The organism is Halomonas sp. S3-1-1 (genome assembly GCF_023757625.1).
In the GTDB taxonomy this organism is placed as follows: domain Bacteria; phylum Pseudomonadota; class Gammaproteobacteria; order Pseudomonadales; family Halomonadaceae; genus Vreelandella.
Window position 1 is genome coordinate 207,002 of sequence record NZ_JALGBZ010000005.1, and the last position, 14,100, is coordinate 221,101.

The 14,100-nt window shown below is 61.5% G+C and carries 12 protein-coding genes and 4 tRNA genes; 12 read left to right on the forward strand and 4 right to left on the reverse strand.

Annotation, left to right across the window (positions count from 1 at the left end; translation table 11 throughout):
* Positions 1–11: 11 nt before the first annotated feature.
* The 5 genes from MQW23_RS15635 to MQW23_RS15655 all read left to right on the forward strand — a co-directional run bounded on the left by MQW23_RS15635 (position 12) and on the right by MQW23_RS15655 (position 3,727).
* Complete coding sequence (locus tag MQW23_RS15635; protein ID WP_252109137.1) at positions 12–953, forward strand: ribose-phosphate pyrophosphokinase; 942 nt, start codon at positions 12–14, stop codon at positions 951–953.
* A gap of 114 nt (positions 954–1,067) precedes the next feature.
* Positions 1,068–1,706: a 50S ribosomal protein L25/general stress protein Ctc gene (locus MQW23_RS15640; protein ID WP_252109138.1), complete on the forward strand. Its 639-nt coding sequence runs from the start codon at positions 1,068–1,070 to the stop codon at positions 1,704–1,706.
* 135 nt (positions 1,707–1,841) lie between these two features.
* Positions 1,842–2,423, forward strand: coding sequence for an aminoacyl-tRNA hydrolase (pth, locus tag MQW23_RS15645; protein WP_252109139.1), 582 nt, complete (start codon positions 1,842–1,844; stop codon positions 2,421–2,423).
* 57 nt (positions 2,424–2,480) lie between these two features.
* The gene (ychF, locus tag MQW23_RS15650; protein WP_252109140.1) at positions 2,481–3,572 is read left to right on the forward strand and encodes a redox-regulated ATPase YchF; all 1,092 of its coding nucleotides are present in this window, start codon (positions 2,481–2,483) and stop codon (positions 3,570–3,572) included.
* Between the two features lie 78 nt (positions 3,573–3,650).
* Positions 3,651–3,727: transfer RNA gene (locus MQW23_RS15655), tRNA-Met, on the forward strand.
* Between the two features lie 64 nt (positions 3,728–3,791).
* Here MQW23_RS15655 and MQW23_RS15660 read toward each other — a convergent pair.
* Positions 3,792–5,114 carry a M18 family aminopeptidase gene (locus MQW23_RS15660; protein WP_286087015.1) on the reverse strand — a complete coding sequence of 441 codons (1,323 nt, stop codon included), beginning with the start codon at positions 5,112–5,114 and terminating at the stop codon, positions 3,792–3,794.
* 138 nt (positions 5,115–5,252) lie between these two features.
* Between MQW23_RS15660 and MQW23_RS15665 the strand changes: the two genes are divergently transcribed.
* Positions 5,253–7,337, forward strand: a complete 2,085-nt coding sequence (locus MQW23_RS15665) for a carboxy terminal-processing peptidase (protein ID WP_252109142.1) — start codon at positions 5,253–5,255, stop codon at positions 7,335–7,337.
* Between the two features lie 328 nt (positions 7,338–7,665).
* Here MQW23_RS15665 and MQW23_RS15670 read toward each other — a convergent pair.
* The 3 genes from MQW23_RS15670 to MQW23_RS15680 all read right to left on the reverse strand — a co-directional run bounded on the left by MQW23_RS15670 (position 7,666) and on the right by MQW23_RS15680 (position 7,971).
* Positions 7,666–7,741, reverse strand: a tRNA-Asn gene (locus MQW23_RS15670).
* A 29-nt stretch (positions 7,742–7,770) separates the two neighbouring features.
* Positions 7,771–7,846 (reverse strand) — tRNA-Asn (locus tag MQW23_RS15675).
* Between the two features lie 49 nt (positions 7,847–7,895).
* Positions 7,896–7,971: transfer RNA gene (locus tag MQW23_RS15680), tRNA-Asn, on the reverse strand.
* Between the two features lie 186 nt (positions 7,972–8,157).
* Here MQW23_RS15680 and miaB point away from each other — a divergent pair.
* The 6 genes from miaB to MQW23_RS15710 all read left to right on the forward strand — a co-directional run bounded on the left by miaB (position 8,158) and on the right by MQW23_RS15710 (position 14,017).
* Positions 8,158–9,519, forward strand: coding sequence for a tRNA (N6-isopentenyl adenosine(37)-C2)-methylthiotransferase MiaB (gene miaB / locus MQW23_RS15685; protein ID WP_252109143.1), 1,362 nt, complete (start codon positions 8,158–8,160; stop codon positions 9,517–9,519).
* A gap of 85 nt (positions 9,520–9,604) precedes the next feature.
* Positions 9,605–10,690, forward strand: coding sequence for a PhoH family protein (locus MQW23_RS15690; protein ID WP_252109144.1), 1,086 nt, complete (start codon positions 9,605–9,607; stop codon positions 10,688–10,690).
* The gene (gene ybeY, locus MQW23_RS15695) at positions 10,687–11,148 is read left to right on the forward strand and encodes an rRNA maturation RNase YbeY (protein ID WP_252109145.1); all 462 of its coding nucleotides are present in this window, start codon (positions 10,687–10,689) and stop codon (positions 11,146–11,148) included. Before MQW23_RS15690 ends, ybeY begins: the two co-directional genes overlap by 4 nt.
* A 68-nt stretch (positions 11,149–11,216) precedes the next feature.
* Positions 11,217–12,110, forward strand: coding sequence for a CorC family transporter (locus MQW23_RS15700; protein WP_252109146.1), 894 nt, complete (start codon positions 11,217–11,219; stop codon positions 12,108–12,110).
* Between the two features lie 27 nt (positions 12,111–12,137).
* Complete coding sequence (gene lnt / locus MQW23_RS15705) at positions 12,138–13,610, forward strand: apolipoprotein N-acyltransferase (RefSeq protein WP_252109147.1); 1,473 nt, start codon at positions 12,138–12,140, stop codon at positions 13,608–13,610.
* Positions 13,611–13,678: 68 nt separating this feature from the next.
* A complete protein-coding gene (locus MQW23_RS15710; protein ID WP_252109148.1) occupies positions 13,679–14,017 on the forward strand; it encodes a hypothetical protein in 339 nt (112 codons plus the stop codon).
* Positions 14,018–14,100 lie beyond the last annotated feature (83 nt).

The window sequence follows — 14,100 nt, forward strand, 5'->3', positions numbered from 1 at the left end:
GGTGGCTGCACGTGTCAAAATTGATGGTTTTCACCGGGAACGCCAATCCCGAACTCGCTCGTAAAGTGGCTGAGAGCCTGGACAGCCGGATGGGCAATGCAACGGTGGGCCAGTTCAGCGACGGCGAGATCGCAGTCGAGATCAATGAGAACGTGCGTGGCAAGGATGTCTTCATTCTTCAGTCCACCTGTGCCCCGACCAATGACAACCTGATGGAGCTGATCCTGATGGTTGACGCCCTGCGTCGCGCCTCGGCCACCCGCATCACTGCGGTGCTGCCCTACTTTGGCTACGCGCGTCAGGATCGTCGCGTGCGCTCCGCCCGCGTACCCATCTCGGCCAAGGTCGTGGCCGACATGATGGTCAAGGCCGGCGTCGACCGCGTGATGACCATGGATTTGCACGCCGATCAGATTCAGGGCTTTTTCGACGTGCCGGTGGACAACGTCTACGGCTCGCCGATTCTGCTCGACGACATCGAGCGCCAGAACTACGACGATCTGGTCGTGGTCTCGCCGGACGTCGGCGGCGTGGTGCGCGCGCGCGCCATCGCCAAACAGCTCAACGCCGATCTCGCCATTATCGACAAGCGTCGCCCCCAGGCCAACCAGGCCCAGGTGATGCACATCATCGGCGAGATCGAAGGCCGCACGTGCGTGGTGGTCGACGATATGATCGATACCGCCGGTACGCTGTGCAAGGCCGGCGAAGCGCTCAAGGACCACGGCGCCGCGCGCGTGGTGGCCTACGCAACACACCCGATCTTGTCTGGCCCCGCCATCGACAACATCACAAGCTCCGTACTGGATGAAGTGGTCGTGGCCGACACTATTCCGCTGGCCGACCATGCGCGTCGCAGCGGTAAAATTCGCCAGTTGAGCGTTGCCGGCCTGATTGCGGAAGCGATCCGCCGGGTCAGCAACGAAGAATCCGTCAGCGCAATGTTCCACTAGCCGCTCACGCGAGCGTGGACACCGCCTGACGTTATAGCCCCCTCGGGGCCCTGAAAGCGTCGTCGACTGGTCGCGGTCGGCGGGGTTTTCTTACTTAAACCAAGAGGCACCAACATGTCCGATTTTACTTTGAAAGCCGACGTTCGTAACGACCTGGGGAAAGGTGCGAGCCGCCGCCTGCGTCGTGCGAACCAGCAGGTTCCTGCCGTGATTTACGGTGGTGAAACAGCGCCCGTCTCCATCGCCGTCGAAAAGACCGCCTTCTACAAGGCGATCGAAGACGAGTCCTTCTTCTCCTCGGTCATCACGCTGGACGTCGAAGGCAAGCAGGAGCAGGTCGTCGTTCGTGATCTGCAGCGTCACCCCTACAAGCCGCTGCTGACGCACGCCGACTTCATGCGCGTTGACGCCACCCACGAAATCACCATGAACGTGCCGCTGCACGTCGTGGGCGAAGAGAAGTGTGTTGGCATCAAGGACCAGGGCGGCGAGCTGCACGTGCTGAACAACGAAGTAGCGATCAGCTGCTTGCCGAAAGACCTGCCGGACTACCTGGAAGTCGACATCTCAAGCGTCGAGCTGGGTACGACCCTGCACCTGTCCGACCTGAAACTGCCGGCCGGCGTTTCTTCCGTGGATCTCGCCCACGGCGAAGAGCACGACAACGCCATCCTCAACATCACCGCGATCAAGGATCGTGTTGAAGAGGACGAAGGCGAAGCGGGTGAAGGCGAAGAAGGCAGCGCCGAGTAAGCGCAGCCCTCTTTACCCCCTTGCAGATTGGGCCATGCCCGCATGGCCCATGAATGCTAAAATCAAGCGCTTCGGCGCTTGATTTTTTTTGTCGGGCCAGCGGCCGAGATATTTTTGAACGTTGGAGGTGGGAACATGAGCCAGGTAACGGCGATCATTGGGCTTGGTAATCCCGGCCCCGAGTACGACGCGACGCGCCACAACGCCGGGTTCTGGCTGGTGGACGCGCTGGCGCGACGCGCCCATACCGAGCTTCGCCCGGAAAAGAAGTTCCTCGGGCGCTACGCCAAGGCGCATATCGATGGCCATGAGTTGCACCTTTTGAACCCCACCACCTTCATGAACCGAAGCGGTGGCGCCGTCGCCGCGCTTTGCCAGTTTTTCAAGCTCGCCCCGGACAACCTGCTGGTAGTGCACGACGAGCTCGACCTGCCCCCGGGCCAGGCGCGCTTCAAGACCGGCGGTGGCCACGGCGGCCACAACGGCCTTCGCGACATCATCAGCGCCCTCGGCAACCAAAACGCCTTTCACCGACTGCGCATCGGTATCGGCCACCCAGGCGAGGCGCGCCAGGTGGTTCACTACGTGTTGAACCGCCCGGGCAAAAGCGAGCAGGAAGCGATCGACCACGCCATCGAGGCGTGCGAGACGACGCTCCCTTTGGCGCTCAACGGCGACTGGGCGAAAGCCATGAACCAGCTCCATAGCGTAAAATAGCCAGACGTTTCCATTTCAAGGCGGCTTTGTAAAGCGCGCCCCGGTCAGGACATTCCCATGGGTTTTAACTGCGGTATCGTTGGCCTACCCAACGTAGGCAAATCCACGCTCTTCAACGCGCTCACCAAATCCGGCATCGACGCGGAGAACTTTCCGTTTTGTACCATCGAGCCCAACGTCGGCATCGTGCCAATGCCGGACCCGCGCCTCGACAAGCTCGCCGAGATCGTCAAGCCCCAAAAGGTGCTACCCACAACCATGGAGTTCGTGGACATCGCGGGCCTGGTGGCCGGCGCCTCCAAGGGCGAGGGCCTGGGCAACAAGTTTTTGGCCAACATTCGCGAAACCCAAGCGATTGCCCACGTGGTGCGCTGCTTCGATAACGACAACGTGATCCACGTGGCCAACCAGGTCGACCCGCGCGCGGATATCGAAACCATCAACCTGGAACTGGCGCTCGCCGATCTCGACACCGTCGAGAAAGCGAGCCAGCGGCTGGTACGCTCGATCAAGGGTGGCGACAAGGATGCCACGGCCACCAAGGCGATTCTGGACAGGATCCAGCCGCACCTGGCCGAGGGCATGCCGCTTCGAAGCTTCGGGCTAAGCGATGACGAAAAGCATCAGGTGAAAAGCTTCGGCTTTTTGACCCTGAAGCCGACGATGTACATCGCCAACGTCAACGAGGATGGCTTCGAGAACAACCCGTATCTCGATATCGTCCGTCAAATTGCCGAAGAGGAAGGCGCGGTGGTGGTGCCTGTGTGCAACCAGCTCGAAGCCGAAATCGCCGAGCTCGACGACGAAGAGCGCAGCGTCTTTCTCGAAGAGATGGGCATGGAAGAGCCGGGCCTCGATCGCGTGATTCGCGCGGGCTACGCCCTTTTGGGCCTGCAGACCTACTTCACCGCCGGGGTGAAGGAAGTGCGCGCCTGGACCGTCAAGCAGGGCGCTACCGCCCCGGAGGGCGCCGGCGTCATCCACACCGATTTCCAAAAAGGCTTCATCCGCGCCGAAGTCATCGCCTATGACGACTTCGTGTCGCTTGGCGGCGAACAGGGCGCGAAGGATGCGGGCAAGTGGCGTCTGGAAGGCAAGGAGTACATCGTCAAGGATGGCGACGTGATCCACTTCCGTTTCAACGTTTAACGCCCGGCGTACTCGGCGGCGGACAAGGAAATACTTGACGGGCGGCGGCGGGCTTTGTAATATTCGCCCCCGTTGAACGGCTACATAGCTCAGCTGGTTAGAGCACATCACTCATAATGATGGGGTCCCCTGTTCAAATCAGGGTGTAGCCACCAGCTTCAAAAAAACCCGCTAACTTCGGTTAGCGGGTTTTTTGTGCGCCTGTGAAACGTGCGGGCCTCAATAAAGCGTCGGACGGTTCAGAAACGCCACCAGCGCCCGGGTCAGGTGCTCGACATCACGGGTGCCGGCGGTTTCGCGAATCGAGTGCATCGCCCACTGCGGCACGCCCACGTCGATGGTCGGCACGCCGATTTCAGTGGCCGTGATCGGGCCGATGGTGCTGCCGCAGCCCATATCGGCGCGGGTGACAAAAGACTGCACCGGCACGTCCGCCTCGCGGCACACGTCGCGAAACAGCGCCCCGGTCACGCTGTTGGTCGCGTAGCGCTGGCTGGCGTTGACCTTGATCACCGGGCCGCCGTTGATGGCCGGGCCATGGCGCTCGTCGTGTTTGTCGCGAAAATTGGGGTGCAGCGCGTGGGCGTTGTCGCAGGAGATCATCACGGAGGACTGAATCAGCTGAATCAGCGCTTCCTCTCCGCCCTTCCCGACCTGGGCGTTGATGCGTTTGAGTACGTCGCCCAAAAACGGCCCCTGAGCGCCACAGGCGCTGGCACTGCCCACTTCCTCGTGGTCGTTGGCAACCAGCAGCGCGCCCTGCTCACCGTCGCATTCCAAAAGCGCCTCCAGCCCGATGAAGCAGGAGAGCAGGTTATCGAGCCGGGCGCTTGCCACGAGCTCGCGCCCTACCCCGACCAGCGACGGCGGCTGCAGATCGTAAAAGCCGAGCTCGAAATCGACGATCTCGACCTCTTCCAGGCCGTGCTCCTTGGCAAGCCAGCCCTCCAATAGCGAGTCGAGCGTGGCGTCGCCGCTTTGCATCAGGATGGGCGCCATCTGGGTCTGCGGGTTGATCGCCCGGCCGGCGTTGACGTCACGATCCAAGTGGATCGCCAGGCTCGGGATCATGGCCACCGGGTCCGCCACGTTGAGCAGCACGCTTTCGAGCCGGCCATCGGCGTGGCGAAGATGCACCCGCCCGGCCAGGCCAAGGTCACGGTCGAACCAGGGCGCGAGCAGCACGCCGCCGTAGACCTGCACGCCAAGCTGTAGCCAGCCCGCCGAGCGCTGGGTCGCCTCTGGCTTCAACCTCAGCCCGGGACTGTCGGTGTGCGCGCCGATCATGCGAAGGTTCTCGAGGCCGACTTTATCGCCGGGGGGAAGCGTAAAGGCGATGATCGAGGAGTCGTTACGGGTCACGACGTAACGCTTGCCTGCCTCGAGCGCCCAGTCGGCTCGCTCGTCCAGGCGGATGAAGCCGTTTTCCTCCAGCCGGCGAGCCATCGAGCGGGTCGCGTGCCAGGGCGTGGGCGAGCCCGCCAGAAAATCGCACAGCCGCGCCAAACGCGGCGAGTCAAAAGAAGTGTCGAGCGCGGTCAAATCAATGCCCTCTATCAGAAAATCAGTGAGTATCACAGAGTAAATGACCTGCTACAATGCTCTTGGCCTGCGCAACTCATGGGCTTGCTGAATGTCCAGAGGACACGAGTGACTATAAATTCCGGGAGAGCCTGACTGATGAGCTTGTTTGTAACGCTTACGCGCTCGGCCGCCGTTGCCGTGATGCTGGCCGCGGCCAGCCCGGCGCTTGCGCAACTCGCGCCGACCGACGAGCAGCGCCAAGCGGCAGTGGAGATTGGGGACGCGCTGCGCTACGGCCACTACGCCAATATCGACTTCGACGCGCAGTGGTCTCAGGAGGCCTTCCAGCGCTATCTGGATATTCTGGACAACCAGCGAAGCTACCTTCTCAGACGCGATATCGAGCCCTACCGCCACTTGGAAGAGGACATGGATCAGGTGCTGTTCGAAGGCGATCTCGACGAGGCCTTCGAGCTTTATAATCGCCTCAACGAGCGCCACACCGACCGCCTCGAATGGCTTATCTCGCGTCTCGACGAAGGCCTCTCATTCGAGTTTCAAAGTGATGAGCGCCTGGAAGTCGACCGTGAGGAAGCGCCCTGGGTGAGCCGGGAAAGCGAGCTCGACGAGCTTTGGCGTAAGCGCCTGGAAAACGACGCGCTGACTCTATCACTGGCCGACCAGGACGAGGAACAGATCGAAGAGACTCTGCGCCAGCGCTATGAAGGCCAACTCACTCGCCTCGAGCAGACCGAATCCGAGGATGTGTTCGGCATCCTGATGGCGGCGATTTCCAGCACCATCGACCCGCACACCGGCTATCTCTCGCCGCGTCAGAGCGAATCCTTCGACATTCAGATGAGCCTCTCGCTCGAAGGCATCGGCGCGCTGCTGCAGGCCGACGGCGAGTACGTCAAGGTCGCAAGCCTGGTGCCCGGCGGCCCCGCCGAGCGCGCCGGCGTGCTGGAGCCCGCCGACCGTATCGTCGCCGTGGGTCAGGACGAAGGTGAAATGGTCAATGTGGTCGGCATGCGCCTGGACAACGTGGTCGATCTGATCCGCGGGCCGAAAGGCTCAACGGTGCGCCTGGACGTAGTGCCGGCCCAGGCGGTCGACATGACCCGCTCGCACATCGTCGAAATCACCCGCGACACGGTCAGCCTTGAAGATCAGGCGGCGCAAAGCGAAGTGATCGAGGTCGAGCGCGACGGCGAGCCGCACAAGATCGGCGTGATCGACGTGCCCACCTTCTACGTCGACTTCGACGCCTGGCAGGCCGGCGAGGAGGAGTATCGCAGCACCACGCGCGACGTCGCCAGTGAAATAGAAGCGCTGAAAGCGGAAAACGTCGAAGGAATCGTGCTGGATCTGCGCAACAACGGCGGCGGCGCGCTGCAGGAAGCCAACTCGCTGATCGGGCTCTTCATCGACCGCGGCCCGACCGTGCAGGTGCGCGACGCTCAGGGGCGCATTCAGCTCTACGGCGACACTGACGCCGGCACGCTCTATGACGGCCCGCTCACCGTGCTGACCAACCGCCTCTCGGCCTCCGCCTCGGAAATCTTCGCCGGCGCGATCCAGGACTACGGCCGCGGCCTGGTGGTCGGTGCCGATACCTTCGGCAAGGGCACCGTGCAGACGCTCAACGAGCTGAGCCACGGCCAGATCAAGCTCACCCGCGCCAAGTTCTACCGCATTTCCGGCGAGAGCACGCAAAATCGCGGCGTCGAGCCGGACATCACCTTCCCCAGCCTGATCGACCCGGAGCGCATCGGCGAAAGCAGTCTCGATAACGCCCTGGCCTGGGACACGGTGCAAAACGTGCAGTACCGCCGCTACGGCAACCCGGAAGACTTCATTCCCGCGCTGACCACGCGCCATCAGCAGCGTGCTGCCGAGAATCCGAACTTCCGCTACCTGGAGCGCCAATCGACGCTGGCCCGCCAACTGCGCGAACAGCACACCACCGTGAGCCTGAACCGCGAGCAGCGCCAGCGCGAGCTGGAAGCCCAGGAAGCCGAGCAGCTCTCGCTCGAGAACCAGCGCCGTCGGGCGCTGGGCATGCCGGAGCTCGACGAGTGGCTCGACGCCCGCATGGACAACGTCAGCGGTGAGCCAATCGACGAATCCGAGGAAGAGGATGAAGAGATGCCGGTGGACCGCGCCCACGTGCTCGAAGCCGCCGAGATCATGCTCGACTACACCCACATGAAAAACGCCCAGCGCATGGCCCAGCGCTAAGCGCTGGGACTATTCGAGCCAGCCGCGCCCTTTCGAGGCGCGGCTTTTTTATACGCGCACGAAAGCGTGAAGTGTGAAGTGTGAAGTGTGAAGTGTGAAGTGTGAAGTGTGAAGTGTGAAGTGTGAAGTGTGAAGTGTGAAGTGTGAAGTGTGAAGTGTGAAGTGTGAAGTGTGAAGTGTGAAGTGTGAAAGAGAGTATGGCGTTTGGAGCGCACACAAATATCAGGCGCAAAGAAGGCCTGTTATGACGGTCAAAAAAGGGAAAAGAGTTAGCTGAATCGAGTGGAAATGAACTGCAGAACCGACGTGCGGTTAAAAACAACGAGATTGGCTCCCCGAACAGGACTCGAACCTGTGACCCAATGATTAACAGTCATTTGCTCTACCAACTGAGCTATCGGGGAACATCTTTAAATCGGTGCTTAGCGGCGGTTGGCTCCTCGAACAGGACTCGAACCTGTGACCCAATGATTAACAGTCATTTGCTCTACCAACTGAGCTATCGAGGAACTGTCTATGCTACCGCTTTTGCTAAGGCGTTTGAGGCGAGCCAGATGTTGGCTCCTCGAACAGGACTCGAACCTGTGACCCAATGATTAACAGTCATTTGCTCTACCAACTGAGCTATCGAGGAACTGCTCAAACACGGTGCGTAGTATACTCATGGAATCGCTTGGGTCAAGTATCGATTGTACAGCGCTAGCCGCTGGTTTGTTGTATCCGTATAATGACCGCCACTCTGAACGCACCGGCACGCGCCTGTGCCCGACCGATATTTCATTCATTTTCGTCCCAGACGATTCATAGACGACAGGTACCGATGGCGAAGAAGCTCTTCATCAAAACGCACGGCTGCCAGATGAACGAATACGACTCCTCTCGTATGGCGGACCTACTCGGCGAGTCCCATCAAATGGAACTCACCGACAACGAGAAAGAAGCCGACGTAATCCTGCTCAACACCTGCTCCATTCGCGAGAAGGCCCAGGAGAAGGTGTTTCATCAGCTGGGGCGTTGGAAAAAGCTCAAGGACGCCAACCCGGATCTGGTGATCGGGGTCGGCGGCTGCGTGGCAAGCCAGGAAGGCGAGGCGCTGAGAAAGCGCGCGCCCCACGTGGATATGGTGTTCGGCCCGCAAACGCTGCACCGCATTCCGGCGATGATGGACGCGCGCAACAGCGCGGCGGCCTCTGGCGCCAACATGATCGCCGCAGTGGACGTTACCTTCCCGGAGATCGAGAAGTTCGACCACCTGCCCAAGCCCACATCCGACGGCGCCACGGCGTTTGTTTCGATCATGGAAGGCTGCTCGAAGTACTGCACCTTCTGCGTGGTGCCCTACACCCGTGGTGAAGAGGTTTCGCGCCCGTTTGAAGCGGTGATGGACGAGGTCATCCACTTGGCCGACCAGGGCGTGCGCGAGATCAATCTGCTGGGCCAAAACGTCAACGCCTACCGCGGCGACAACCAGCTCGGCGAGGAGATCGACTTGGCCGAGCTGATCGCCTGCGTGGCGGCGGTGGAAGGGATCGATCGCGTGCGCTTTACCACCTCGCACCCGGTGGAGTTCACCGAGAGCCTGGTCGAGGCCTACGCCGAGATTCCGGAGCTCGTGAGCCACCTGCACCTGCCGGTACAGTCTGGCTCCGACGCGATCCTCTCGGCGATGAAGCGCGGCCACACCCGCGAAGAGTACATCGCCAAGATGGAGCGTATCCGCGCCAACCGTCCGGACATCAGTTTCTCGTCGGACTTCATCATCGGTTTTCCCGGCGAAACCGAGCAGGATTTCGAGGACACGATGGATTTGATCCACCGTATCGGCTTCGACCACTCCTTCAGCTTCGTCTACTCGGCGCGCCCGGGCACCCCGGCGTCGGGCCTCGAGGATGACACGCCGGAAAGCGTCAAGAAGCAGCGCCTGAAGATTTTGCAGGACCGCATTCTGCAGCAGGCCGGGCAGATCAGCCGGCGCATGGTGGGCTCGACCCAGCGCATTCTGGTCACCGGCTTCTCGCCGAAAGACCCGGGCCAGCTCTCTGGTCGCACCGAGAACAACCGCGTGGTGAACTTTCGCGCCGCCAACCCGGCAGAGCTGATCGGCTACTTCGTCGATGTCGAGATCACCGAGGCGCTGCCCAACTCGCTGCGCGGCGAGCTCGCCTCCCCCGAACGATATTGACACCGATTTAGCCCAGGTAATTGCCCAGGTCCCGCCTGGGCATTAAGCTCTGAGTTACACACATCAACGAACGGGTCGACAACTTTTGAGCCAGCCATCCTCTCAGGCCAACCGTATCATCACTCTAAGCCTTGAACCCAATGATCCGCAGCGCCTTGCAAGCCTGTGCGGTCAGCGCGACGAGCACCTGAAACTGATCGAAGACCGGCTGGACGTCACGCTGAGAAACCGCGGCAACATCTTTCAGCTGGCGGGCCCGGCCAACCGTATCAAGGCCGCCTCGAACGTACTGGAGCACCTGTACCGCGAAACCGCGGCCAGCGAACTCTCGCCGGACACCGTGCACCTGTTCCTTCAAGAATCAGGGCTCGAGGCACTGGAAGACGAGGAAGAGAGCGAGGACGGCAGCGGTGAGGTGATCATGCGCACCCCGCGCACCATGATCAAACCGCGCGGCTTGAACCAGCAGCGCTACGTCACCAGCATCCGCGAGCACGACATTAACTTCGGTATCGGCCCGGCGGGTACCGGCAAGACCTATCTGGCGGTGGCCGCGGCGGTCGAAGCGCTTAACCAGCAGGAAGTGCGCCGCATTCTGCTGGTGCGCCCGGCGGTCGAAGCCGGCGAGAAGCTCGGCTTTCTGCCCGGCGACTTGGCTCAGAAGATCGACCCGTACCTGCGTCCTCTTTACGACGCGCTCTACGAGATGATCGGCTTCGAGCAGGTCGCCAAGCTGATCGAGCGCCAGGTGATCGAGATTGCCCCCTTGGCCTACATGCGCGGGCGCACGCTCAACAACGCCTACATCATTCTCGACGAGAGCCAGAACACCACGCCGGAGCAGATGAAGATGTTCCTGACCCGGATCGGCTTTGGCTCGACGGCAGTGATCACGGGCGACGTGACCCAGGTCGACCTGCCCAAGGGCCAGCGCTCGGGGCTCATTCAGGTGCTCGACGTATTGAAGGATACGCCGGGAATCGGCGTCACCCACTTCGCCGCGAAGGACGTGGTGCGCCACCCGCTGGTTCAGCGCATCATCGAAGCTTATGATGCCTTCGAGTCGCAGCAGGAAGCCGAAGAGCGCGCCCAGCGTGAAGCGCGCCAGCAAGAGCGCGAAGCCCGCATGGCCGCGCGTGACAGCGCCCCGCGCTGGGACGGCGGGCGATGACCGATATCGTGGTCGACCGCCAGGTGGCGGTCAGCGCCGATGATCTCCCCACGCTTTCACAGCTCACCCACTGGGTGGGCTGTGTGTTTTCCCAGCACCCGGAGGATCTACGCCGCGAGCTGACCATTCGCTTCGTCGAACCCGACGAAAGCCAGGCGCTGAACCGCGACTACCGCGGTAAGGACAAGCCAACCAACGTGCTGTCGTTTCCCTTCGAGAGCCCGCCGGGTGTGGAACTTCCGCTGCTGGGCGATCTGGTGATCTGCCATGATGTCGTAGTGCGCGAGGCCGGTGAGCAGCAGAAGCCGCCTGGTGATCACTACGCGCACATGGTGGTTCACGGCACGCTGCACCTTCTGGGGTACGATCATATCGACGACGACGAGGCCGAGGTCATGGAGGCGCTGGAGCGAAAGCTTCTGGCCCGCCTTGATATCGCCGACCCCTACTGCGTATAACGTTCACTTTCGACGTTTGATGCCACATTTGTCCGACACACTCGTTCGTAACCAAGAGACCTGACGCAATGAGCGAAGATCCATCGAGCACGTCCAATCAAAAATCCTGGCTCGAGAAACTCTTTAGCGCCCTCACTGGCGACGCCGATGAGCCCAGCTCCCGCGACGAGCTCCTCACCTTTCTGCGCCACACTGCCAGTAAGCTGAAGCTCGACCAGGACGCCATCATGATCATCGAAGGCGCGCTCGAAATCAGCGATCAACAGGTGCGTGAAATCCTCATTCCCCGCTCTCAAGTTTCGGCGATCGCCATCGATCAAGCCAGCGACGGCTACCTGCCCCTGATTCAGGAAACCGGCCACTCGCGCTACCCGGTGATCGGCGAGAACCTCGACGACGTCAAGGGCATCCTGTTGGTCAAGGATTTGCTGCCGCTGCTCTCCCAGTCTCAGGAGCGCCGCGACGCCTTCGTGCTAGAGGACATATTGCGACCGGCGATGTTCATCCCCGAGTCCAAGCGGCTCAATAGCCTGTTGAAAGAGTTTCGCGATACTCATAATCACATGGCGATCGTGGTCGACGAGTATGGCGGCACCGCAGGCATCATCACCATCGAGGATATCCTCGAGCAGATCGTCGGCGACATCGAGGACGAGCACGACACCGACGAAGAGGACGCCATCCGCCGACTCGACAACGGCCACTTCGCCATTCGCGCGCTGACCCCGATCGAGGACTTCAACGAGCGCTTCGATACCGACTTTTCCGACGACGAGTTCGATACCGTCGGCGGGCTCGTCATGCAGCAGTTCGGCCACTTGCCCGGGCGCGGCGAGTACACCTGCTTAGGTGGTTGGCGCTTTACCGTGCTCAACGCCGACAATCGCCGGATTCGCCTGCTCGAAGCGCATCCTGACACCAGTGGCGCGTCCGGCTCGACCGATACCGACGACGCCGATTGACGCTACCGCTAACAGGATGACACCACCGTGTTGACGTCCCCTTTTGCGCTTCAACTGCTGGCCGCGCTCGTGGCCGGCGGCTTTACTACGCTGACAGCCTCCCCTTTCGAACTTTGGTGGCTCGGCCCGGTCGCCGTGGCGCTGCTGTTCTTCGGCCTCGAGCGCCTTACCCCGGTGCAGGCCGCGCTCAAGGGCTGGGCCTTCGGAATAGCGCTATTTGCCACCGGCACATCCTGGGTCTACGTCTCGATTCACGACTACGGCTACACCGGCGTGCCGCTGGCGGTGTTTCTAACCGCGCTGTTCGTGATGGTGCTGGCGCTTTTCTACGCGCTGACGTTGTGGGTATTTCGGCGCTTTTTCGCTACCCGCCTGACGTTTTTGAGCTTCGCTGGTATCTGGGTGCTGGGCGAGGTGCTGCGCACCTATCTCTTCACCGGCTTTCCCTGGCTGCTGCTGGGCTCGGGCTACGTCGACTCGCCCTTGGCTGCCTGGGCGCCGCTAGGTGGCGTGTATCTTTTATCGCTGCTGGTCGCGCTGAGCGCCACGCTGCTTGTCGGCGTGCTGCGCCGGCGCTTTTGGATGGCGCTGCCGCTGGCGGCAATCTGGCTGATACCGCTGGCACTTCCACATCAGTGGACCACGCCGGCAGCTACCCCCACGCGCGTGGCGCTGTTGCAGGGAAATCTATCACAGCTGATCAAGTGGACGCCGGAAGGCCAGCGCGCCGCCGCCAACATCTACAGCGAGCTGACCCGCTCGGTCGCTGACGACGCCGAGCTGATCCTGTGGCCAGAAACCGCGGTGCCGATGTTCGAGTACCAGGCGCGGCCGGTGCTCGAGCGTATCCAGGCCACGCTGTCGACGGACACGTCGCTTCTGACCGGCATCGTGCAGCTGGACGAAGAGAACCGCTACTTCAACAGCGTGATCGGCGTGGGCAACGTCACCGGTAGCTACCAAAAATCGCATCTGGTGCCCTTTGGCGAGTACCTGCCGCTGGAGAGCCTTTTGCGCGGGGCGATCGACTTTTTCGACCTGCCCATGTCGAGCTTCACCAAAGGCGATGCGGTGCAGGTACCGATGCAGGCCGGTGACCTGCGCATCGGCAACGCGATCTGCTACGAAATAATTTATCCACAGCTGGTTGCCAGCCGCGCGCTGGAAAGCGACGTGCTCGTGACGGTCTCCAACGACACCTGGTTTGGTGCCTCGATCGGTCCTCACCAGCACCTGCAGATGGCGCGCCTGCGGGCGCTTGAAAACGGCCGGTTCGTTCTGCGCGCCACCAGCAACGGCATTACCGCGATCATCGATGCCAATGGCCAGGTGGTAAGCCGCGCGCCGCAATTCGAAGCCACGGCGCTGACTGGCGAGTTCTACGCCATGGCGGGGCAAACGCCCTTCACTCGTCTCGGCAGCTGGCCGGCCTGGCTTCTGGCGGCGCTGATGGGCGCGGCAGGCGTGGTGACCCGGCGCACGCGCACTACGTTGCTCTAGGTCAGGGTGCGGCATTTTGGAGCAGCCGGGGCGCTTGACCGGCCCTGGGGCACTGGCATAATGACGCCATGACTATTTCTCGCCCTTTTTTACTGCTGATCGTCGCCCCGCTCGCCTTTACGGCGATCATCGGGGCGGTGATTTTTGGCAATCAGGCGCTCTCCGCCAACAAGGTGGACGACGAGATTCGCCAGGCGATCGCCGCAGAGCTTGCGACCTCCTCAAGCGTCGAGCTTACCCAGCTCCAGGAAGTGCAGTACGGCTACGGTGTGTGCGGGCTTTACCAGACCGCCGAGTCCGATAAGGGCCTCGCCTCGTTTTTTTACGACACTACCAACCATCGCCTGACCCTGGACGTGAACTCCCGCGCCTACACCGCCAACTGCGGGCTCTCTTCGGTCTGCTGACGCGAATCGGCCGGAGTTTTTCGGTCAATGCCGGGTTCAAAAAAAGCGCCTTTTCGAGGCGCTTTTTGTATGGAACCGATAGG

Excerpts from the sequence above, each read along its gene's own strand:
- ybeY (WP_252109145.1), top strand. The coding sequence starts at position 10,687 with ATGACCGATATCGTGGTCGACCGCCAGGTGGCGGTCAGCGCCGATGAT.
- MQW23_RS15665 (WP_252109142.1), top strand. The coding sequence starts at position 5,253 with ATGAGCTTGTTTGTAACGCTTACGCGCTCGGCCGCCGTTGCCGTGATG.
- ychF (WP_252109140.1), top strand. The coding sequence starts at position 2,481 with ATGGGTTTTAACTGCGGTATCGTTGGCCTACCCAACGTAGGCAAATCC.
- MQW23_RS15700 (WP_252109146.1), top strand. The coding sequence starts at position 11,217 with ATGAGCGAAGATCCATCGAGCACGTCCAATCAAAAATCCTGGCTCGAG.
- miaB (WP_252109143.1), top strand. The coding sequence starts at position 8,158 with ATGGCGAAGAAGCTCTTCATCAAAACGCACGGCTGCCAGATGAACGAA.
- MQW23_RS15640 (WP_252109138.1), top strand. The coding sequence starts at position 1,068 with ATGTCCGATTTTACTTTGAAAGCCGACGTTCGTAACGACCTGGGGAAA.
- MQW23_RS15710 (WP_252109148.1), top strand. The coding sequence starts at position 13,679 with ATGACTATTTCTCGCCCTTTTTTACTGCTGATCGTCGCCCCGCTCGCC.
- pth (WP_252109139.1), top strand. The coding sequence starts at position 1,842 with ATGAGCCAGGTAACGGCGATCATTGGGCTTGGTAATCCCGGCCCCGAG.